The 21,872-nt window shown below is 48.9% G+C and carries 19 protein-coding genes; 11 read left to right on the top strand and 8 right to left on the bottom strand.

The annotated features are described in order from the left end of the window. Positions 1-5: 5 nt before the first annotated feature. The 9 genes from gmk to DEV76_RS03560 all read left to right on the top strand — a co-directional run bounded on the left by gmk (position 6) and on the right by DEV76_RS03560 (position 11,061). A complete protein-coding gene (gene gmk, locus DEV76_RS03600; protein WP_109695151.1) occupies positions 6-575 on the top strand; it encodes a guanylate kinase in 570 nt (189 codons plus the stop codon). A gap of 57 nt (positions 576-632) precedes the next feature. Next, entirely contained in the window at positions 633-1,904 is a 1,272-nt protein-coding gene (locus tag DEV76_RS03595) for a hemolysin family protein (RefSeq protein WP_109695149.1), read from the top strand. Positions 1,905-2,529: 625 nt separating this feature from the next. After that, on the top strand, positions 2,530-3,375 hold the full coding sequence (tatC, locus tag DEV76_RS03590) for a twin-arginine translocase subunit TatC (RefSeq protein WP_109695147.1): 846 nt from the start codon (positions 2,530-2,532) through the stop codon (positions 3,373-3,375). A gap of 39 nt (positions 3,376-3,414) precedes the next feature. Then, entirely contained in the window at positions 3,415-3,873 is a 459-nt protein-coding gene (gene rpiB, locus DEV76_RS03585) for a ribose 5-phosphate isomerase B (RefSeq protein WP_109695145.1), read from the top strand. Positions 3,874-3,995: 122 nt separating this feature from the next. Then, entirely contained in the window at positions 3,996-5,513 is a 1,518-nt protein-coding gene (locus DEV76_RS03580; protein ID WP_109695144.1) for a M28 family peptidase, read from the top strand. 127 nt (positions 5,514-5,640) lie between these two features. Beyond that, the gene (locus DEV76_RS03575; protein WP_109695142.1) at positions 5,641-7,974 is read left to right on the top strand and encodes an ATP-dependent helicase; all 2,334 of its coding nucleotides are present in this window, start codon (positions 5,641-5,643) and stop codon (positions 7,972-7,974) included. 62 nt (positions 7,975-8,036) lie between these two features. Further along, on the top strand, positions 8,037-8,498 hold the full coding sequence (locus tag DEV76_RS03570; protein WP_109695140.1) for a regulatory protein RecX: 462 nt from the start codon (positions 8,037-8,039) through the stop codon (positions 8,496-8,498). Positions 8,499-8,572: 74 nt separating this feature from the next. Next, entirely contained in the window at positions 8,573-9,364 is a 792-nt protein-coding gene (locus DEV76_RS03565) for an amidohydrolase (RefSeq protein ID WP_109695138.1), read from the top strand. 32 nt (positions 9,365-9,396) lie between these two features. Continuing rightward, positions 9,397-11,061: an ArnT family glycosyltransferase gene (locus tag DEV76_RS03560; protein ID WP_109695136.1), complete on the top strand. Its 1,665-nt coding sequence runs from the start codon at positions 9,397-9,399 to the stop codon at positions 11,059-11,061. A 59-nt stretch (positions 11,062-11,120) separates the two neighbouring features. Here DEV76_RS03560 and thiL read toward each other — a convergent pair whose 3' ends face one another. Then, entirely contained in the window at positions 11,121-12,149 is a 1,029-nt protein-coding gene (gene thiL, locus DEV76_RS03555; RefSeq protein WP_109695134.1) for a thiamine-phosphate kinase, read from the bottom strand. A 3-nt stretch (positions 12,150-12,152) separates the two neighbouring features. Beyond that, the gene (locus DEV76_RS03550; protein ID WP_109695132.1) at positions 12,153-12,926 is read right to left on the bottom strand and encodes an inositol monophosphatase family protein; all 774 of its coding nucleotides are present in this window, start codon (positions 12,924-12,926) and stop codon (positions 12,153-12,155) included. Between the two features lie 85 nt (positions 12,927-13,011). On the opposite strand from DEV76_RS03550, the gene DEV76_RS03545 reads away from it, so the two are divergent. Together DEV76_RS03545 and DEV76_RS03540 are read left to right on the top strand one after the other, a co-directional pair. Continuing rightward, a complete protein-coding gene (locus DEV76_RS03545; protein ID WP_109695130.1) occupies positions 13,012-14,553 on the top strand; it encodes a GH3 family domain-containing protein in 1,542 nt (513 codons plus the stop codon). An 11-nt stretch (positions 14,554-14,564) separates the two neighbouring features. Further along, complete coding sequence (locus DEV76_RS03540; RefSeq protein WP_109695128.1) at positions 14,565-15,203, top strand: LysE family translocator; 639 nt, start codon at positions 14,565-14,567, stop codon at positions 15,201-15,203. A 105-nt stretch (positions 15,204-15,308) separates the two neighbouring features. Here the strand turns inward: DEV76_RS03540 and DEV76_RS03535 are convergent, their stop codons facing one another. From DEV76_RS03535 to DEV76_RS03510, 6 genes are all read right to left on the bottom strand, one after another. Beyond that, the gene (locus tag DEV76_RS03535; protein ID WP_109695126.1) at positions 15,309-15,494 is read right to left on the bottom strand and encodes a hypothetical protein; all 186 of its coding nucleotides are present in this window, start codon (positions 15,492-15,494) and stop codon (positions 15,309-15,311) included. 62 nt (positions 15,495-15,556) lie between these two features. Continuing rightward, positions 15,557-16,006: a DUF6934 family protein gene (locus DEV76_RS03530; RefSeq protein WP_109695124.1), complete on the bottom strand. Its 450-nt coding sequence runs from the start codon at positions 16,004-16,006 to the stop codon at positions 15,557-15,559. Between the two features lie 227 nt (positions 16,007-16,233). Further along, positions 16,234-17,271 (bottom strand): 2-oxoacid:ferredoxin oxidoreductase subunit beta, encoded by a 1,038-nt coding sequence (locus DEV76_RS03525; RefSeq protein ID WP_109695122.1) that lies wholly within the window; start codon positions 17,269-17,271, stop codon positions 16,234-16,236. Between the two features lie 32 nt (positions 17,272-17,303). Next, positions 17,304-17,648, bottom strand: a complete 345-nt coding sequence (locus tag DEV76_RS03520; protein WP_109695120.1) for a carboxymuconolactone decarboxylase family protein — start codon at positions 17,646-17,648, stop codon at positions 17,304-17,306. Between the two features lie 539 nt (positions 17,649-18,187). Further along, positions 18,188-19,969 (bottom strand): N-acetylmuramoyl-L-alanine amidase, encoded by a 1,782-nt coding sequence (locus tag DEV76_RS03515; RefSeq protein WP_109695118.1) that lies wholly within the window; start codon positions 19,967-19,969, stop codon positions 18,188-18,190. A gap of 93 nt (positions 19,970-20,062) precedes the next feature. Next, entirely contained in the window at positions 20,063-21,856 is a 1,794-nt protein-coding gene (locus DEV76_RS03510) for an acyl-CoA dehydrogenase family protein (RefSeq protein WP_109695116.1), read from the bottom strand. Between the last annotated feature and the right edge of the window lie 16 nt (positions 21,857-21,872).

The raw sequence follows: 21,872 nt of genomic DNA, 5'->3' as shown, positions 1-21,872 counted from the left end.
ATTACATGGCATCCAACAAGATCATTATTATCACCGCTCCTTCCGGTGCGGGTAAAACCACCATCGTACGCAAGCTGCTGGCTGATATGCCTGCGCTTGCTTTTTCTATTTCCGCCGCTACCCGTACGCCCCGCGATACGGAAGTACACGGAAAGGATTATTACTTCATGTCTCCCGAAACCTTTCAGGAACATATCGAAAAGAACGATTTCGCGGAATATGAAATGGTATATGCCGGGAAGTATTATGGTACCCTGAAAAGCGAACTGGAACGTATCTGGGCCAACGGGCAAACACCCATGGTAGATATTGACGTGAAAGGCGCACTCAGCATCAAGGAAAAATACCACGGAACTGCCATGACCATATTCATCCAGCCGCCATCGCTCGACGCATTGAGGGTGAGGCTTAGTGAAAGAGGAACCGAATCGCAGGCGAGCCTGGAAGAAAGGTTGGGGAAAGCCCGATACGAACTGTCTTTTGCCAGCGAATTTGATTATATTGTTGTAAATGAGGAACTGGATAAGGCGTACGGCGAAGTGAAAGGCCTTATCGAGAACTTTTTGGGCCGTTAACCGTTATTGATTGGGGCCTGAAACAGGCGTAACCCGCTTAAACTATATCTTGAACGGATGGATATTTACACGATTGTTTTACTGGTTTTGGTGATACTGCTGGCGGGTTTTTTCGCCGGTATGGAAACAGCATTCGCAAATATTAACCGGCTGAGCATTGAGCTGAAGAAAAAGCAGGGCCGCGTGGCCGGTAAAATATTAGCCGGTTTCAGTGATCACCCCGCCAAAATTCTTGCTACCAGCCTCATCGGGTTAACGATCAGTATCGTTATCTACAGTATGCTTGTGGCAGGATGGCTGGACAGGCTGTGGCTGACTATCTGGAAATCGGAAGAGAAAGTGGCCGAAATGGTTGCGCTGACGCTGACGATTGAGATTTGTGCTGCCACATTGCTTGTATTGTTCTTCGGGTTTTTCATTCCCCGGAGCATATTCCGTTCAAGGCCCGAAGCACTGCTGAGCTTTTTCGCCTGGCCTATTTCCTTTTTATCTAAGCCCTTTTACGTGATCGGCGCCATGCTGGAATCGATCTCGGAATGGATACTCAAATACCTGTTCAACGTGCGTATCGTGGAGAATAAGAGCTCCTTTGCACGGGTGGACGTAGAGTATTTCACCCGTCAGAGCCAGCAGCATATGGGTGAAAGCCAGGAGCTGAATACCGAGTTGTTCGAGAATGCCCTGAGCCTGGTACACGTGAAAATCAGGGGTTGCCTTATTCCGCGTAAAGAGATCGAAGCACTCGATATAACCGCAACGATTGAAGACTGCCGGAAGAAGTTTATGGACACCAAATTGTCCAAGGTGATCATCTACGAACAAAATATTGACAATATTCTCGGATATGTGCACCAGCTGGATATGTTTAAGAATCCAAAAGAGCTGAGATCAGTCATTCATCCGATACTGGCAGTACCGGAAACGATGAGCGCCATAGATCTGTTGGGAAAATTCAACAAAGAGCGCAGGAGCATTGCCTGGGTGGTGGATGAGTTTGGCGGTACAGCCGGCATTGTGACGATAGAAGATGTGCTGGAAGAGATATTCGGAGATATCAAGGATGAGCATGATGTGGAAGAGTTTGTGGAGAAGCAGATTGCTGAGAAGGAGTATATTTTCTCCGGCCGTCTGGAACTGGATTACCTGAATGAGCGCTATGGGTTTGATTTTCCGGAGGATGAAAGTGAAACGCTTTCTGGTTATATAATCTCACATTATGAAACAATTCCGCGCTTAAAGGAGCGGATTATCATCGATAATTACGAATTTGATGTGCTGAATGTGACAGATACCAGGATTGAGATGGTGAAAATGAAGATACTGGATTAAAAGAATCCGGCCTGATAATTGCAGTATTGGAAGAATATTGCTAAGCTTTTTGCGGCTGCCAAAAAATGGATATATTTATCTTAATGAGGGTTAAAAGCAGCCTAACTGCTGATTTGCAAGAGCTTAGAAAGCGATTTAAGTAAAATTTATCGTTATATATAATATATCCGTTGCAAAATCGTTTTTTACAAGAGTGGTATGAAATTAACACGAAAGGAATTACGATAGGTGCTGATACGTAACACAATAATTTGATTTTTGTTAAAAGGTTGTAAAAAACTTTGTTACAACATTGATAATACGATATTTCTTTCTATTTTTGTTTTAAGAAAATTGAATGCTTTAGTAACGATTACGAACTTACATCTGAATAGCTTGCCGTAAAGGATGCTGGTTCTAATCTAAACAGAAGCGAATAAAGACATTCTCGAATTCAACTTTTTTGGGGTTAACAAACAATGGATGAAAGGCCGGCTCTTGATTCTTCTCGGGCTGGCTCTTTTTTTTTACCCTAAATCCATCTCCACTCACTTTCTCGTAATTTTCTTTTTACCTTAGCCATCGTTTTTTTTCACAATCAACTCTTCGGGGCATGTTATATTTGTGCTCCTGATTCTGATACCGCATGTTAAAAAAGTTATTCTCGAGTAACGAAGAAAAAGCAGAGATGTCGTTTTTTGACCACCTGGAAGAACTCCGGTGGCACCTTGTACGTTCTGCCGCAGCGATTGTAATCGTGAGCATTTTGGGCTTCGTATTTACCGACTGGATCCTTACAAAAGTAATCTTCGGCCCCACCCAGGCCGATTTTCCGACTTATAAATGGCTGTGCTCCGCCAGCCATGCATTAAACCTCGGCGATAAACTGTGTATTACTCCTCCGCCTATCGTATTTCAGAACACGAAAATGGCAGGGCAGATCATGCTGCAGTTCAAACTCGCCATGATCATCGGGGTTATAGGCGCTTTCCCTTACGTTTGCTGGGAGCTGTGGCGCTTTATCCGCCCCGCTCTTAAAGACAACGAAGCGAAAGGCTCCAAAGGCGTTATTTTCTGGATCACTCTCCAGTTTATGCTGGGTATTGCTTTCAGCTATTTCCTCATCGCTCCCTTCATGATCAACTTCCTGGCCAGTTACTCCGTGTCGGAAGTGATCAAGAACGATTTCTTCATCGACGATTACTTCGGCCTGATGTCGCAGATCATTCTAGGTATGGGTGCATTGTTCGAAATGCCCATCCTCGTGTATTTCCTCACCAAGCTCGGTGTTCTCACGCCTACCTTCATGCGGAACTACCGCCGCCATGCCATCGTGGTGATCCTCGTGCTGGCTGCCATCATTACACCGCCTGATGTACTCGACCAATTACTCGTTTTCGTACCTTTATACCTGCTGTACGAAATAAGCATCCTCATTTCTGCCAGAACATACGCGAAGAAAGAGAAGGCCGAAATAGAAGAATGGTCCTGATAAAACTAAACGATAACCACCAACATAAACCCATAGGGTATGGAACAGACGACATTTGATCTTGCCTTGCCGGTAGCCATCGGGTCGGACCACGCAGGGTTCGAATACAAGGAAGAAGTGATCTCTTACCTCGAAGGAAAGGGAATACAGATAAAAGACTTCGGCACTTATTCTGCCGATTCAGTGGATTATCCTGACTTTGCACATCCTGTTGCATCTGCCGTGGAAGACGGTACGCATGCTTTTGGCATTCTTATTTGCGGTAGTGCCAACGGCGTGGCTATCACTGCCAACAAACACCAGGGAATCCGCGCAGCAATTTGCTGGGGTGATGAACTGGCCCGCCTGGCGCGCAGCCACAACAATTCCAATGTACTTTGCATCCCTGCACGCTTTGTAAGCGTACCCACCGCTACCGAAATGGTAGATGTGTTCCAGGCTACGCCTTTTGAAGGCGGCCGTCACGAAAACCGTGTAAAAAAGATCGCCTGCGTCTAAACGCGTAAGGCTGATTTTTTAGCAGATATTTACAGAGAGGCTGTGCAAACAGCCTCTTTTTATTTGAATGGTAACGGTGGCAACAGCCGTAAACCTTAATTTTAGCGCATAAAAACCTGCCAATGAAGAAACAATCAATGCTGGCCTGCTTCCTCGTAATAGGGACCGCAGCATGCGCCCAAAAGGCCTCCACGCCCCTGAAGCGCTCCGCGGCCACATCCTACGCGGAAACCATTACGCCTTCTAAGCTGAAGAAACACCTGTATATAGTAGCAGGCGATGAAATGGAAGGCCGCGAAACCGGCAAGCCCGGTCAATACAAAGCCGCCAAATACATCATCGAGCAGTTCAAAGCTGCAGGGCTTCAGCCCGGTGCAGGCAACGGAGAATGGGAACAGCCATTTTCCCTCATGCAGGACTCCCTGCAGCGCAGCACTATTCAGGCAGGTGGTAAAACCTTTACGTTCGGACAGGAATTCTATGCTTCCGTAAAAGATGCCGCTAATCAGCAACTGGGTGCTACTTCAGCCGTATTCGCCGGTTTTGGTGTAACCACCGAAGCCAATGATCCTTACAAAGGCGTTACCGCTACTGATAAAATCGTTGTGATTGCCGATGAGGAACCTGGTAAGAAAGGGGCTCCTATTACAGAACGTCTGCGTAATGCTGCCAACCATGGTGCAGTTGCCGTATTCGTTGTAAGCGAACGTAACAACCTGGGCGGCCGCGGTGGTTCCCGCATGCGGAGAACCGGCCTGTACTGGCCCATGATGAAAACCATGGAGTATATCCCCAACTGTTACTTTGTAGCGCCGGATGTGGCTGCCGCCATCTTTGGCAAACCCTGGAGCGAGCTGCAGGCTGCTGCCAAAGCAGGTAACTCTACTCCTGCAACAGGTGAGGTTACCTCCCTGGAGTTCAGCAAGGGTACAGAAGAGATCAAATCCAGTAACGTACTGGGTATATTACCCGGCACCGATCTGAAGGATGAATATGTGTTCCTGACTGCGCACTACGACCACGTGGGCATCATCAACGGGCAGATCCATAATGGCGCAGACGATGATGGCTCCGGCACTGTAGCGGTGATCGCCATGGCAGATGCTTTTATGAAAGCCAAAAAAGCCGGTAAAGGCCCCCGCCGCACCGTGGTGTTCATGACCGTATCAGGTGAAGAGAAAGGCCTGCTGGGTTCACAATACTATACGGATCATCCCATCTACCCCCTCGAGCAAACCGTTACCGACCTGAACATCGACATGATTGGCCGTATAGACGATGAGCATAAGAAAGACACCAATTACGTGTACATCATCGGCGACGATAAGCTCAGCTCCGACCTTCGCCCCATCAGCGAAGCGGCTAACAAACATACCGGTCTGAAACTCGATTACAAGTATAACGACCCTAACGATCCTAACCGTTTCTACTACCGCTCCGATCATTACATGTTCGCTCAGCATAAGATCCCCATCATCTTCTACTTCAATGGCGTGCATGAGGATTATCACCGTCCGGGAGATAAACCTGATAAAATCCATTACAACCTGCTGGCGAAGCGTGCCAAGCTGGTGTTTTACACCGCCTGGGAAGTCGCTAACCGGGCCAGCCGCCTGAAGGTGGACAGGAACGAGAAATAAAAAATTGAAAACGGTCCCGGCTCAGCCGGGACCGTTTTTTTATGCCCTGAAAGCACTGGGATTTATCCACTTATTTCGTGATCCGGCCGTCAAATCGTACTTTTACAGCCTGCAAATTTTTTCAGTGATGAGTGCAAACTATTTAGAAGGATTAAACGCTCCTCAGCGTGAAGCGGTGGTCACCCTACAGGGGCCTGTAATGATCATTGCCGGCGCCGGATCGGGCAAAACCAAGGTACTGACCACAAGGATCGCTCACCTCATGCGTAACGGGGTGGACTCCTTCAACATACTTTCCCTGACGTTTACCAACAAAGCCGCCAAGGAAATGAAGGAACGTGTGGAGAAGATCCTCGGCAGCAACGAGGCCCGTAATCTCTACATAGGTACCTTCCACTCCGTGTTTGCCCGCCTGCTGCGTGCAGATGCCCCGAAGATGGGATATCCCAGCGATTTCACCATCTATGATTCCGACGATGCCAAAAGCGTGGTTAAAACCATCATCAACGAACTCAACCTCGACGATAAGCATTACAAACCCAATCTCGTATATAACCGCATTTCCGCGGCTAAGAACAGCCTTATAGGGCCGGATGCTTACCAGGTGGACTATTACCTCCAGCAGGAAGACCAGCGCGCCAGCCGCCCCCTTACAGGCAAGATCTACGATATGTACGTGAAGCGCTGCTTTAAGAACGGCGCCATGGACTTCGATGATCTGCTGTTCAAAATGTACCAGCTGCTGAAAGGCTTCCCCGATGTACTGGCCAAATACCAGCACAAGTTCAAATACATCATGATCGATGAGTATCAGGATACCAACCCTGCCCAGTATGAGATCGTGAAACTGCTGGGTGCCGTACATGAGAATATTTGTGTGGTGGGAGACGATGCCCAGTCTATCTACTCCTTCCGCGGTGCTACCATCCAGAACATCCTCCAGTTCGAAAAGGATTATGACGATGTGAAAGTGGTGAAGCTGGAACAGAACTACCGTTCCACCAAATCGATCCTCCATGTGGCCAACGAAGTAATATCGAAAAACAAGGGGCAGATCGAAAAGAACCTGTGGACAGATAACATAGAAGGGGAAAAGATCAAACTGATCCGTACCAATACCGATAATGAGGAAGGCAAAAACGTGGCCGACACCATTGCCGAATTAAAGCTCCGCAATCACTACAGCAACCGCGACTTCTGCATACTTTACCGTACCAACGCACAGAGCCGCTCCTTCGAGGAAAGCCTGCGCCGCCAGGCCATACCTTACCGTATCTTCGGCGGACTGTCATTCTACCAGCGTAAAGAGATCAAGGATTTCATCGCGTATCTGCGTGTAATCATGAACTCCCGTGATGAGGAAGCCATTAAGCGTATCATCAACTACCCGGTTCGCGGGATTGGTAAAACTACCATCGAGAAAGTTTCCATCCTCGCCAACGATCAGAATATCACTTTCTGGGAAGTACTGGAAAGAGCCGGTGAGTTTGGGTTTAAAGGCGGTACGCTCGAAGCCATCAGCAACTTCGTGATTATGATCCAGAGCTTCCGTGTGATGCTGGAGAAGCAGAATGCATACGAAGTGGCCGTGCAGGTAGGTAAGAGCACCGGCATTGTGAAAGAGCTCTTCAACGACAAAACCACGGAAGGCCTTGCACGCTATGAGAACGTACAGGAGTTATTGAACTCTATCAAGGAATTTACTGAAACGCCCACTGAAGATGGTGAGCTGCTCAACGATAAAACACTCGGCATCTACCTCCAGCAGATTACCCTGCTTACGGATGCTGATAACACCAACGATGAGAACAGCGATGTGGTGAAACTCATGACCATCCACGCTTCCAAAGGGCTTGAATTCCCGGTGGTATTCAACGTAGGGCTGGAAGAAGGACTGTTCCCCAGCGGGCTTTCCATTAATTCTAGGGAAGAGCTGGAAGAAGAGCGCAGGCTCTTTTACGTGGCAGTAACCCGTGCAAAGAGCCGTTTGTTCATCACGTACGCCAATAGCCGTTACCGTTTCGGCCAATTGCAGCAGAATGAACCCAGCCGCTTCCTCGAAGAAATTCCGGAACAATACCTCGACCGCAGCTATGCCGGTGGCGGCCTCCGCAACAGTGGCAGCATGGGTGGCGGTGCTTCCTGGGGTAATATGTTTGATAAGCGCAAAGCACCAGGATCACCAGCAGGCCCTGCCCGCCCGGCTCAGCAGCAACCGCAGCCCCGGGTTATTTCATCTCCCTCCGGCAGCAACCATACCCCTTCTGCTAACTTTGCCGCAGATGATCCGGGAAATATGGAAGTAGGCATGGACGTAGAGCACATGAAATTCGGCTTCGGTAAGATCACCGGGCTGGAAGGTGCTCCCAACAACCGTATTGCAACGGTAATGTTCCCCAAGGGAGGTGGCGAAAAGAAGATAATGCTCAATTACGCCAAACTGATGATAGTTCGGCAGTAATACGATCAATATATTACTCACCGGGCCGGCCGCACAACGGCCGGCCCTTTTTATGGAATGCCATGAGTAGCAGCGAAATGGAAAAGCTCCGCCACTACTGCGCTTACCAGGAGCGGTGCCATTCGGAAGTGAAAGAGAAATGCCGGGAACTGGGGCTTTACGGTGATGCGGCCGACGAAGCCATTGCCCAGCTGGTTCAGGATAATTTCCTCAATGAGGAACGCTATGCACGCGCTTATGCAGGTGGTAAATTCAGGATGCGGCAATGGGGCAAGAAGAAGATCACCCTCATGCTGAAACAGAAACAGGTGTCGGATTATTGTATCCGGAAAGGATTGTCGGAGATAGACGGTGACGAATACGACCGTGTATTACGGCAGCTGGCAGAAAAGAAATATGCCAGTCTGAAAGGAGAACAACCGGTAAAACGCACCTGGAAAACACTACAGTTTCTGTTGCAGAGAGGTTACGAACAGGATCTTTCCAGGGGTGTTATTGAAGAAATTTCAAAAAACAGGGAATAATCCTGCCTGATTTCAAAACTTTCTAAGTCTTTGCAGTGTAATTTTGAGGTCGTTTTGCACGAATCCGTTATTGTATGTCAGATTTAACCGTTTCGCTCATTCAGGCGAATTTGCATTGGGAAGATATAGCGGCCAACCTGGCCATGTTCGATCAAAAGATCGATGCCATTAAGGAAAGGACCGAAGTGATCCTGCTGCCCGAGATGTTCAGCACTGGTTTCAGCATGCAGCCCGAAAAGCTCGCAGAAAAGATGGACGGCTCTGCTGTACAGTGGATGAAGCAGAAAGCGAAGCAAAAGAATGCCATCATCGGCGGCAGCCTCATCATCGAAGAAGATGGTGAGTATTACAACCGCTTTATCTGGATGCTTCCCAACGGACAATACGGCGTGTACAATAAACGTCATCGTTTCGGCTTTGCCGGAGAAGATAATTATTACGCAGCCGGAGAGAAACGCATCATTGCACAGGTAAAAGGCTGGAAAATCTGCCTTACCATCTGTTACGATCTCCGGTTCCCAGTATGGAGCCGCAATACGATTAAGGAAGACGGCCAGCCGGAGTATGATGTACTGGTAAATGTGGCCAACTGGCCGGAGCGCCGTAATGTGCCCTGGAGAGCCCTGCTGCAGGCACGTGCTATCGAAAATCAATGCTACATGATCGGAGTTAACCGTGTGGGTAATGACGGTAATGATATCTACCACAGCGGAGATTCCAGCATTATAGACCCTGTCGGGGAGATCGTTTATCATAAAGCACACGACGAAGATGTATTCACATACACCCTGTCGCGTCAGCATCTAACAGAACTGCGTGGGAAATTCCCCTTTATGAAGGATGCAGACAAGTTTATGATACTCTAAAAAGCGGCGGATTTGGCTAACTTCGCCCCACTATGATCCGCTTTTTTACAAAGAATCAGTACAAAAACACCATACTGGCCCTCTGGGCCATACTAGCCCTCATTCAGGCATGCTTTACAGAGCTGATGGATGATGAGGCTTATTATTGGGTGTATTCACGCCACCTCGACTGGGGTTATTTCGATCATCCCCCCATGATTGCCCTCCTGATCAAGGCGGGATATGCCATCTTCCACAATGAACTGGGTGTAAGACTGGCCATGGTGGTGCTGAATGTAGGTACCCTCATTCTTACGGATAAGCTGATTTCCCAGAAGAACAACACCGTTTTCTATCTAATTCTCGCCGGCATGGGAGCCATGCAGCTGGGAGGGATCCTGGCAGTGCCTGATATTCCACTCATCTTCTTCGCTGCATTGTACTTCTACCTCTACCGTAACTTCCTTGCCGCTCAAAACTGGAAAAACACCCTGTTGCTCGGATTGAGTATGGCGCTGATGTTTTACAGTAAATACCACGGCGTGCTGCTGGTGTTTTTCACAGTGTTGTCGAATCTCCATCTGCTGAAGCTTCCCCGCTTCTGGATGGCAGTACTGATTACGACAGCTCTCTTCTTCCCGCACCTTTACTGGCAATATACCCACGACTTCCCATCGCTTCAATACCACCTCGTTGAGCGCAATGCCAAGGCGTACCATATCAGTTTTACACTGGATTACCTGGCAGGGCAACTGCTGTTATTCGGTCCATTGGTAGGCTGGCTGCTGCTGTACTATGCATTTAGAGTACCGGTGAAGGATAGTTTTGAACGGGCCATGAAGTTTTCACTGATAGGGGTGCTTGTATTTTTTGCCATCAGTACTTTCAAAGGCCGGGTGGAAGCCAACTGGACCGTCATGATCTTTACGCCATTGCTGGTGCTGGCCCATCAGGGCATCGTGCGGCAGGGGTATTCCCTGAAGTTCCTGAAAGCCGTATGGATACCATCGTTGATTCTGGTATTAGTAGTACGGGTGTATATGATGTGGGATTTCCTGCCCGGGGTACGAATCCGTCCGGAGCTGCATCACAACAGGGAATGGACGGCTGTAGTGAAGGAGCAGGCTGCCGGCCGGCCGGTAGTATTCATCAACAGCTACCAGCAGCCTTCGAAGTATATGTTTTACCAGGGCGATATGTCATTCAGCCTGAATACGATACGCAGCCGCCGGAGCCAGTACAACTTCTGGCCTATGGAAGAAAAACTGTGGGGGAAAGAAATCTGGTTAGCTACCTCCGACAGGAATTATTTCCCCGATGAGAAGGGGATACCTACAGCACAGGGTGAATTTTTCGGTAAGTCTGTACCCAACTTTCACTCCTATACTCTTTTACAGCTGATACCGGCCCAAAAGGAATTTACCCGGACTAAAGACGGGCAGTATCGTTTTGCAGTTAAGAACCTCTACCACCAGGATCTGCCGGTTATTGGCAATGGTCCTAAACTGAAGTACCTGATCTGGGAGGATCCCGAAATGCCTCCTGTGGTTTGGGATACAGAACTGCATTTGAAGGATTTAATAGGAAAGGATTCGGTAGATATCCATATCCCGGGTTCAAAAATGCCGGGGAAGTATAAGCTCAAATTGGGGTTTGAAGCCGTTGAGGGCATGGACCCAACTCATAACAGTCCCGTTTTCAGGATAAACGATTTGTAATCAAAAAAGCCCGGTGCAACTGCTGCACCGGGCTTTTTTGATTTTATAGCGGAATTACACTATTTGAAAGCGTTCCATCCCTGAGCGGTGATTTCGTGTTTGTTACCTCCGCGGGTAATGATATGGGCACCTTCTTCAGGGCCTGTCATGTACCCGATCACGGCAATCTCTTCGTTGAGGACGATCTTGTCGTAATCTTCCTGTTTCATGGTGAAAAGGAGCTCATAATCTTCCCCGCCGCTCAATGCACAGGCGGTAGGGTCAAGTCCGAATTGCATGGCCATTTGGCGGGCATCGTCGTGTACGGGGATCTTGTCTTCGTAAAGCACGCAGCCTACTTCGCTTTGGCGGCAGATGTGGAGTATTTCGGAGCTGAGTCCGTCGCTTACATCCATCATGGAAGTGGGAAGGATCTCCTTTTCGGCCAGGAAAGTTATAATATCGGGACGGGCTTCAGGTTTCAGCTGACGGCCGATGATATATGTTTGATTTTCAAGGTCTGGCTGCACTTTTGGGTTCTCCAGGAAGATCTGTTTTTCCCGCTCCAGTATGGTAAGGCCCAGGTAGGCAGCACCAAGATTGCCGGAAACACAGAGGAGGTCGCCTTTTTGAGCGGTAGAGCGTTTTACGAATTTACCGGGAGCTACTTCCCCGATAGCGGTAACGCTGATAACGAAGCCTTTCTGGGAAGAAGTAGTGTCACCGCCGATGAGATCTACGTTATAACGTTCGCAGGCCGCATACACCCCTTCGTAGAACTCTTCGAGCGCTTCGAGGGAAAAGCGGTTGGAGAATGCGATGCTCATGGTGATCTGGGTAGGCACGGCGTTCATCGCATAAATATCAGAAAGGTTGACAATCACTGACTTATATCCCAAATGCTTCAGCGGGGTATACATCAGGTCAAAGTGAATGCCTTCCACAAGCATATCCGTGGAAACAACGGTTTGTTTACCGAAATGGTCGATCACAGCGGCATCATCTCCCACGCCGAGAATGGTGCCGGCGTTATGGATCTCAATATTACGCGTCAGGTGGTCGATAAGGCCGAACTCCCCGAGGTTATTTATTTCAGTTCTCTCTTCCATGATTTATTGAATACGGTTGATCGCTTCCAGCATGCCCTGGTGAATATGGCCGTTGGTAGCGAGGATGTGCGGTTGGTAGGGGGAATAAGCTTTTCCTTCGAAATCTGTCACTTTCCCGCCTGCTTCCTGAACAATGAGGTATCCGGCAGCGGAATCCCATGCGTTAAGGTGGTGTTCCCAGAACCCGTCGAATCGGCCACAGGCAACCCAGCAAAGGTCGATGGCTGCGGAGCCGAGGCGCCGTACGGGAAGGCCCTGCTGTACGAACGACTGGAGGGTAGCCATAGGGTTGCGGGTGGAGTTTTCGAATTGATATGGGAAACCGGTTACAAGACAGGCATTGGCCAGGTTGGCTTTAGCGGAAACGGAGATTTTACGGTCGTTGAGCGTGGCTCCAAAGCCCTTCTGGGCAAAGAACAGCTCGTTCATAACCGGGTTATACACGGCTCCGAGGATCATTTCGCCATCCTGCTCTACCCCGATGCTTACGCAGCAGAGGGGGATGCCATGGGCGAAATTGACGGTACCATCGATAGGGTCGATGATCCATTTAATATCGGAGGCAGTTTCAAGGGCTCCGGCTTCCTCACTAAGGATAAAATGGTCGGGGTAATCTGCCCGGATAACGTTGATGATGGCTTCTTCAGCCTTTTTATCAGCCTCGGTCACCAGGTCGTTGACCGTACTCTTATGGGAAATCGTGAAAGTACCGTTAAAATATTCCTGCAAAACTTTTGCCCCGGCTTCAGTAGCTTTGAGTAACGTAGTTTTCAACATGGCGCAAATGTACGAAGCTTAGCCAACTTCCCCGAATTACAACGAATTAACTATTTTTGCTTTTTAAAACTAGAATCCGCGATTAATGGCCATTATTGGTAACCTTATATCCAGATCCCTCAGAATCAGGAAACAGTTCACTTTTAAACTGGGGACACCGCGACAATACCAGATGCAGGTATTGCGCCGGTTGATGGAAAAAGCGAAGCATACGCAGTTCGGCGAACATTATCAGTTTGAGGACATCCTGCATGCCCCCAATTGGGTAACCCGTTTCCGGCAGTCGGTGCCTGTGCATAACTACAACAAGATGCATTCCGAGTGGTGGTATAAATGCCTGGAAGGGGTAGCCAATGTAAGCTGGCCGGAGAAGATCAAGTACTTCGCCCTTAGCTCCGGAACATCAGAATCTGCCAGCAAGCATATTCCTGTAACTAGGGACATGCTGAAGACGGTGAAAAAGGTGGGTGTGAAGCAGCTGTATTCCATGGCTAACTTTAACGTACCGCCGAAATCGTTCACCAAGGGTATCCTCATGCTCGGGGGCACTACCAGCCTGTTTGAGAAAGGGGATTACTATGAAGGAGATATGAGTGGCATCCAGGCCAAGAATATCCCCAAATGGTTCCGCCGCTTTTATAAACCCGGCAACCAGATTTCCCGTAAGCCCAATTGGGAACAGCGTATCAAGCTGATCGTACGGAAAGCCCCCCAGTGGGATGTAGGTACGGTTTGCGGTGTTCCTGCCTGGGTACAGATCGTACTCGAAGAAATCATCAAGTACCATAACGTTAAGCATATTCATGAAATATGGCCTAACCTGGCTATATATATCCATGGCGGGGTGAGCTTTGAGCCTTACCGCGACAGCTTCCAGCGCCTGCTGGGTAAGCCCATTACCTTCATTGAGACTTACATGGCCTCCGAAGGCTCTTTCGGCTTCCAGGCACGCCCGGGAGTTAAAGGCATTAAGCTGGTACTGAACACGGGTATCTTCTATGAATTCATTCCTTTCAACGAAGAGAATTTTGATGCGGACGGTGAAGTAAAGCCGAATCCCAAATCATACATGATTCATGAAGTGGTGGAAGATCAGGAATACGCCGTTATGCTCTCTACCTGCTCCGGTGCATGGCGTTACCTTATCGGCGACGTTGTGAAGTTCACTTCCGTGAAGGAGCATGAGATCGTGATTGTAGGCCGTACGAAACAGTTCCTGAGCCTGGCGGGTGAGCATATGAGTATCGATAACATGAACAAAGCGATCGATACCGTGCAGAAGAAGCTGGGTATTACCATCCGCGAGTTCACTGTGGCAGGGTTCCCTTACGAGAATCTTTTTGCTCACCGGTGGTACATCGGAACTGATGCATCCAATGTAGATGCCGCCAAAGTAAGGGAGATCATTGATCAGACCCTTAGCGAGGTAAACGACGACTATGCGGTGGAAAGAACCTCCGCATTGAAAGATATTTTCGTGGAAATCATGCCTAACGAGGTATTTATCGATTACCTGCGTTGTAAAGGCAAAGAAGGAGCCATGAACAAGTTCCCGCGCGTACTGAAGGGCGAAAAGCTCAAAGACTGGGAACAATTCCTCATCACCAAAGCAGGCGTTAAAGCCTAAGCGTTCCGGGAATGACTGCCGCCATTATCGCAGGGTTAGGTTTAGGCGTGTTTTTATCGGTCTCGGTAGGACCGGTGATTTTCGCTATTATTAAGTACAGCATCAGCAACGGATGGCGTGCGGGGATTAGTTTTGCCCTCGGCGTATCCGCCAGTGATATCATGTTTGTACTGCTGGGGAATCTTGCATCATCTTTTATCAGCAATTTAGGAAGCCATACACGGATCATTGGAATCAGCGGGGGCATCCTCCTCATCTGCATGGGTGTTTATGGCCTGTTCTTTAAAAAGGTAAGACTTACCACAGGTGATGAGCGTCCGGAAATGTTCCGTACACGCGATTATGCCAAGATCTGGTTAGGGGGCTTCCTCATGAATACCCTTAACCCGGGAGTGATCCTGTTCTGGCTGGGCGTATGTGTGGCCAATGCCCCGCTGGATGTCAGCTACCGGGTTACCATGTACAGCGTTTGCTTATTGTTTGTACTGGCAGCCGATGTTCTCAAAGTATTCGTATCCGACAAAATCCGTCATAAACTCACACTTACCAATGTACACTGGCTCAACCGCATAGCCGGAGTATGCATGATCATCTTCGGCCTTGCACTGCTATACCAGGTGCTCTTTGGTGGTGGTGATTTTTCGCACTAGTAATTCACGTATTTATTTTGAAGGTGTGCAATCAAACTGTTGAATGCACACCTTTAAATTGCATAGCATCAGGCACAGCAGGAGGTGCAAATACTTTTTTAGTATTTAGCGGTGAGGATGTTTGGCTGCAAATTTAATTGCCTCTTCCCTTTTTCGTTTAAAGAATGGATGGTTGCTGGAATCAGGAAAATAATCATTTGGCATTATTTTGTCATTTGCAGATTCTCTTTCCATCCATTTTTTAAGATCAAACGGTTCCTGATTTTCTTCCTTCTTTGTTTCTTTTTTCATGATTTAATTTGTTTTTGAGTAAACAAGTATCACAAGCATTTATTGACGTAACAGCATCCGTTTCATTTGACCTCAGTTCTGGTGATTAACGATAATGCTGAGTAGTTCTCGTTGCTGTCAAAGTTTTTCCATTCATTATCTTTTAAACCTTGAACAACATAATTTTCCCGAATTCTAAGTAAATGCTGTACCACTTTAATCTGATATAATCTTGTTCTCGATGAAGTGCTGCCACGGACTTCAATTCTTGTATCCGGAAATGCATCCAGGAAAAGCATAATTGCCTTGGCCACGGTAGCAAGAATTTTATCGCGATCATTATTATTACTCCGCGCTAAATCATCCAATGTTTGATTTGCATTCTTCCAGTTTCCAAAGGCCAGGTTAAACTGGTTTTGATCACAACATTGAAATTCGATTCGTTTCAATATCTGCCCTTTCGGGCCCTCACTTATAAAAGTATGTGTTAACAAATCTTCAGATGAAATCACCGGATAAGAATCCAGGTTCATAAAACAATGGTTTAAATAATTATCGGGCAGGTTAACAATTCAAATATCCGGTAAAGAATCTTCCCGGCATAAAAATGCATCTCCGGAAATCGGAGATCAACATCAGTGTAGCTATATGCTGGTGGCTTGTATTACGCAGTGAGAAAGGAACTCCGTCAAATCGGAAATCCTGATATAAAAAAAGGCCGCAATGTATGCGGCCTTTGATATAATAACTCGTGAATGTATTAAGCGATTGTCCAGGTTTCATTACCTGCCAGGAGTTTATCGAGGCTGCCGGGACCACGCTTTGCAGTGGCTTCTTCCAGCTGGGCGGCCATGATTTCGTCGTAGGTAGGACGGAAGATCTGGTAAAACACCCCAAACGGACGGGGCAGGTGCCCTTCGATCCGGGCATCGTCGAACATACGGGTGAGGATCTGTGCTTTGCCGAAATCCTGTTCGTCGTGAATCCAGAGGTCGGAAGCACTGAACTGTCCTTCGTTCAGATCTACCACTACAGGCTTATGCCCGTCGAGGCGTATACCCAGGTTTTTCTGTGCACCAAAGATCAGCGGCTGGCCCTGCTCAACGAACAGGGAATTGTCTGCCTTGCTGGACTTCTCTGTAAATACTTCAAAAGCGCCATCGTTGAAGATGTTGCAGTTCTGATAGATTTCGAGGAAAGAAGCACCCTTGTGAGCATGGCTGCGTTTCAGCATCTCCTGGAGGTGCTTGGGATCGCGGTCCATACTACGGGCAATAAACGTAGCATCTGCCCCCAGTGCAAGTGCCATGGGGTTAAACGGATGGTCGATACTGCCGTATGGAGTGCTCTTGGTGACTTTATTGGTTTCTGAAGTAGGGGAGTATTGTCCTTTGGTAAGACCGTAAATCTGGTTGTTGAACAGCATGATGTTCACATCGAAATTACGGCGCAGCAGGTGGATGGTGTGGTTACCGCCGATGGAAAGCCCGTCGCCGTCGCCCGTTACGATCCAAACGCTCAGCTCAGGCCTGGTGGCTTTGAGGCCGGAGGCGATTGCTGTGGCGCGCCCGTGGATCGAGTGCATGCCATATGTGTTCATGTAATAAGGAAAACGGGATGAGCATCCGATGCCGGATACGATCACGATGTTTTCACGGGGTATGCCCAGGCCGGGCATAATGGTTTGCACCTGTTTTAATATGGAGTAATCCCCGCAACCCGGGCACCAGCGAACTTCCTGGTCGGTTGCAAAATCTTTTGCCGTTAATGGCTGCGGAGAAGCAGTAGCTGTTGACATTGATTTGTATATATAAAGTTTGGAATGTAAAGTTACGAATTGATCAGTTCTTCCCAATATTCCGCTGCGCGCCTGGTATGAGGAATTACAATTGTGCCGCCTACTATATTCGCCACCGCAAAAACCTCGTATATTTCCTGTGTGGATACTCCCTGCTCATGGCACTTTCCCAGATGATATTTAATGCAATCGTCGCACCGGAGCACCATAGAAGCCACCAGGCCCAGCAATTCCTTCGTTTTCACAGGTAAGGTGCCTTCGGCATATGTATTTGTATCCAGGTTGAACAGCCGGTTGATCACCAGGTTCTGCTTTCCAAGGATCACTTCATTCATTTTGCTCCGGTATGCGTCAAATTCTTCTACCAGTTGGCTCATAAGATCGTATCTTATCAACGGATAAGGTTAAAGATACGAAATATCCCCCTTTCGCTGTCCAGCAAAGATAATGATTAATCTACTAATATGGTAGGGTATATGTTCCCGGGGAAAAATACTCACTTGTGGGTATTGCCGCCATCCTGTCAATTGGGCACCTTTGTAATGTGGTACCGGCTTCCGTCCGGGCCAGAAAGCCCGGCCCCTTTTCCCGGTTTACAATTAACAAGACATGAGAAATTAACCGCCTTACGGCGAGGACGCATACGTGTTAATATTAACCACTGCATCCCGCGCAAAGAATCGTTCTGGATATGGAAATACCTTCACCGGTATTACATGGCTCCCTCTGCGGGGGCCATTTCTGTTCATATCTCAGGGGTTATCCGGGCACAAATGCATACTTACTCAAATCTTACTGTAATGGTACCCTATAGTATATAAATCCGCGCTTTTCCTTTACTGCATTGGGTTTAGTACCATTTTATATACATTAACCCTTCTTTAAGTATACAGTAACCCTTCTTTATAGCTGAAGATCATGGGTTTAATGCCACGGTATTTTTAGCTGATCCTGCATATCCTTCTTCCACAAAATCTTTAATCCCTTCCACGATCTTCCCTGCCATTTCGCGGCGGAAGGCCGGGTCCAGGATCTTCATTTCATCTTCAGGATTGCTCAGGAACAGGGTTTCCACCAATACGTTGGGGTATTCGGTAGGACTGTTCAATGCAAAATTGAAGCTGCCTACGTTCCCGAATTCCTTCAGGCCCAGTTCCAGCAGGCGTTTATAGATGTGCTGGCTCAGCGGGCGGAAGCCGATATGCTTGTAGTAAGTGCTGGTGCCCTGGATGCGGATGGGGTCGGCAGAGGAATTAAGGTGGATGCTTACCAGCAGATCAGGGTCTTTATCCCGGTAGGATACTACGCGGTAGCCATTGTCTACGTAAGAATCATTCACCCTTGTCATCACCACGCGGGCGCCTGCCTCCTGGAGGGCCTGCTGCAGGGCCACTGATACTGCCAGTGCCATTTCCTTTTCATATACCCCGGTAGGCCCCTGCGCACCAAGGTTCCTCCCGCCATGGCCGGCGTCTACTGCAATGGTAAGGTTACCGAGGCCCGGTTTGGAAGGCGGGCGCTTCACCTTTACGGTTAATATGCTGCCGTTGTAATACACCTGGTGGCCCCAGTGCTGGGTATGCTTCAGTTCAATCACCACGCGCAGGATATCATCTTCCGGCTGCTCGTAATACACGTTTTTAATGGCTTTGGTATTTTCCAGCTGGGTGATCCAGTTGGTATTGGACGTGGCGCCGAAAATGTCAATAACGATCCGTGCCGGGTCGTTTTGCTGGATAGTCCGGTAAGGCAGTTTGGTGTTGAGACCTACGGTCACATAATCGAAACGGTCGTCGCCCCATACCCGCCACGACCCTGTGAGGGATGATGGCGGGAAGGTACCTGCCGGCAGGAGCTTCACAAATTCCTGCGGAATCCAGGCGCTGAGGGTTTTAGACAGCTGAACACGGTAATCACCATCGGCTTTGCCGGTAATGTTCAGTACTACGCCGGTATCCAGGCTGCCCATGCGTGCACCGCCGAGGCGGTCTTCACCCAATCCGTATTTCAGGATTGGATCATCGCCGGTGGTTTTGCCCACCAGTGGCTGTGCCTGCGGATCGCGGAGGGTGAATATATTGGGCGTAAATCGGTTGACGCGCGTGCCTTCGAATTCGAGAGATACCGGCAGCTGCTTACCCTGAATGAGCGGGTCGGCACACTGTACGGTGTAGGTGCCCTGGTAGATGCCGGGCATGGTTTGGTGATCGCTCACGGGGAGTTCGCTGAGCGTGATGGCATCGCCCAGCCTCACGGTACCTCCGGGTATGGCTTTCACACGGATGCGAATGATATCGCCGGGGGCAACAGTAAGGTTGCCTGCAGGAAATGTCTGGATAGAAGCAATGCTGACGCTGGAAACGGGCTGCGGCGCCTGGGGTATGTTGTAGCTGTACCAAACGGAGCGCTGAGTAGAATCGCCATTTGGGCCTATAGATTTCAACAGGAATTCGTTACCGCCTTCCCTGAGGGTTACTTCTATTGCGAAGGCACCGGTGGGGTAAACTTTCTGGGGTTCATCGTTGACGAATACCTGACACGATTTGCAGGTTGCCCCAACGAGGAATTGCCTTGCGGCAGATACGCTGTTATTAGATTTTCCCGGCTGGGTAAGGCGCAGAAAGCTTTTCTCCTGAGCCAGAGCGGGTGCGGTGATACAGACCGCAAGCAGCAGGCTCCCTAATTTCCGATTCGACATAGCGCTGGTTAAAGTCCTAAAAAAACAAGGAACAAGCAGTGTGCCTGTTCCTTGTAAAGTTATCTAATTCAATTGTTAACGGGTTGCCGCTCCTCAAAAAGAGTATTTACCGTCACTGATAAGTTTGTCGGCAATACGGCGGCGTGCGTCTTTAGTATTGAAAGGAGTTGTTTTGGTAAAGCGTTTCAGGCCGAGGAGCATCATACGTTGTTCATCGCCTTCTGCGAAACCGTTGATCGCATCCCTTCCGGATTTATGCACACGGTCTGCAGCATCGGTGAGGTAAGTGCGTACGATATCTGCCTGGAGGGCGGTGGCGGCTTCTCCTCTTTGTTCGGTGAGTTTAATAAGGCGGAGCAGGGCGCTTTCACTCACGAATGTTTCGATGGCCATATCGGCAATGTTCATAAGGATCTCCTGTTCGGATTCCAGCTTCATCATGAGTTTCTGCGCTGCGGCGCCTGCGGAGAGGAGGATGGCCTTTTTCAGATTGGCGATCACTTTCTTTTCCGCGGCAAAAGCACTTTCATCTTCACTGCCGAAATCGGGAATGCTCATCAGTTCTTTCTGAACGTTCATGGCGGGAGTCATGAGGTCGATCTTACCTTTCATGGCACGTTTGAGCGTCATGTCGAGCGTGAGGAGGCGGTTGATTTCGTTGGTGCCTTCGAAGATGCGGTTGATGCGGGAGTCGCGGTAAGCTTTGGAAATAACGTATTCATCGCTGAAGCCGTTGCCTCCGTGAATCTGCACGCCTTCGTCTACCACAAAATCGAGTACTTCGGAGCCATTTACTTTGAGGATGGCGCATTCCACAGCATATTCTTCTGCGGCGCCAAGCAGGGCTTCGTTGAATACTTTACCGGCGGCGAGCAGTTCGTGCTCCTGCTGATCTATCAGGTGCGCGGTACGGTAGAGGGCGGAATCGCATACCCATATACGAATGGCCATTTCGGCCAGTTTATGCTTTATAGCGCCGAAGTTGGCGATGGGTTGTTTGAATTGTTCGCGCGTTTTGGCGTACTGGATAGAAATGTTGAGGCTTCCTTTTGCACCTCCCTGCGTGGCAGCGCAGAGTTTCAGGCGGCCTATGTTCAGGATGTTAAAGGCGATGAGATGCCCTTTGCCGATTTGCCCCAGCACGTTTTCGGCAGGTATTTTAGCGTCCTGGAAATAGATCTGCCGGGTAGAGGAACCCTTGATACCCATTTTATGTTCTTCGGGCCCGAGGGTAAAGCCGGGGGTACCTTTTTCTACTATAAATCCGGTGAAGTGCTCGCCGTCTACTTTGGCGAATACGGTGAACACATCGGCGAATCCTGAGTTTGTGATCCAGATCTTCTGGCCGTTGAGGATATAATGCTTGCCGTCGTCGGTCAGTTTAGCAGTGGTTTTGGCGCTGAGCGCGTCGGACCCGGAGTTGGGTTCAGTAAGTGCGTAAGCACCCTTCATTTCACCGGAAGCGAGTTTGGGTATGAAGCGCTGTTTTTGCGCTTCGGTGCCGAAATAGAGGATAGGGAGCGATCCGATCCCTGTATGGGCGGCCATGGCTACGGAAAAGGAGTGCCCGGCGCCAAGGGCTTCATTTATCAGTGTTGCGGTAATGAAATCTTTACCCAGCCCGCCGAGTTCTTCGGGGAAAGCTGCACCCAGGAGGCCCTGTTCGCCGGCCTTATCCAGCAGGGAAGGCATGAGCCCTTCCTCCAGTTTGTCGAGCCGGTCAATCACCGGTGTTACTTCACGGGCAATGAAAGTTTCAGCCATTTCCTTAATCATCAGCTGTTCTTCCGAGAAATCTTCCGGAATAAAAACGTCTGCGGGGGATGCGTCTTTCACGAGAAACTCCGCCCCTTTCAGGGCTGCTTTGCTATTTACCGCGGTATCCATTTTGCATGATTTTTTT

It is taken from the genome of Chitinophaga deserti (assembly GCF_003149455.1).
GTDB lineage: Bacteria > Bacteroidota > Bacteroidia > Chitinophagales > Chitinophagaceae > Chitinophaga > Chitinophaga deserti.
The sequence above is the reverse complement of the archived record's forward strand: the minus strand, read 5'-3'. Positions and strand labels throughout refer to the sequence as shown.